At 59.8% G+C, this 937-nt stretch carries 1 protein-coding gene; it reads left to right on the forward strand.

Annotated features, from left to right (window positions below; all coding sequences use genetic code 11):
• The first annotated feature begins 67 nt into the window (after window positions 1–67).
• A protein-coding gene (locus K206_RS42475; RefSeq protein ID WP_155888429.1) for an IS5 family transposase occupies window positions 68–929 on the forward strand; the annotation gives its coding sequence in 2 pieces (ribosomal slippage) (window positions 68–483 and window positions 482–929; 864 coding nt in all).
• The last annotated feature ends 8 nt before the right edge of the window (window positions 930–937 follow it).

The following is a 937-nucleotide window of genomic DNA, read 5'->3' on the forward strand; positions in this document are numbered from 1 at the left end:
AGAGCTTATCCGTAAATAGTTAGAATGTCACTCCGAGCCGTATTGGACACGGTGTTGGAGACGCATGATGGGCAAGCGAGTTGATTCCTGGGTGGTAACGGATGCGCTCTGGCAGCGCGTGGAACCACTGGTACCGCAACGCGCTCTTGTAGCGGGCAAACAGTATGTGCGCAAGCCTGGAGCCGGTCGCCCGGCGAAGCCGGCGCGCCTGGTGTTCGAGGCCATCGTGTATGTTTTGCGCACGGGCTGCCAGTGGAAGGCGTTACCTGTGGAGCGCTTTGGTAGCGCCAGTGCCGTTCACAAGCGCTTTCTCGAATGGGAGAAGGCCGGCTTTTTCGAATCGGTCTGGAGAGCCGGGCTGGCAGAGTACGATGACATGCAGGGTATCGCTTGGCGCTGGCAAAGCATCGATGGCGCAATGATGAAGGCGCCTCTGGCGCAGGAGGCTGTAGGGCGCAATCCCACGGACCGGGGAAAAAAAAGGAAGCAAGCGGCACCTGTTGGTGGACGGCCGTGGCGTCCCGCTGTCGCTCGTCGTGACCGGGGCCAACGTCCATGACTGCAAAGGATTGGATGCCGTGCTCGGCGCAGTTGTGGTCAAGCGAAAGAGTCCACCGTGCAGACGGCACAAGCATCTGTGTGCCGATGCGGGCTACCGAGGTGCTGAGCACCTGCGCACAATGCAAAGGCATGGCTATATTCCTCACGTCGTTGGCCGACGCAAGGAGGCCGAGGCCAAGCGGCTCAATCCCAAGCAGAAGGCGAGGCGCTGGGTGGTCGAGGTGTGCCACAGTTGGTTCAACCGTTTCCGCAAACTGCTGGTGCGCTACGAGAAGCTTGAGCGCAGCTTCCTTGCGCTCAACCACTTGGCGGCGGCCATCATCGCTTTCCGCAAGGTGCCATTGAGCGTCAACATAATTTACGGATAAGCTCTTAG

The sequence above is a fragment of the Cupriavidus sp. WS genome (genome assembly GCF_000395345.1).
GTDB classification, from domain to species: domain Bacteria; phylum Pseudomonadota; class Gammaproteobacteria; order Burkholderiales; family Burkholderiaceae; genus Cupriavidus; species Cupriavidus basilensis_B.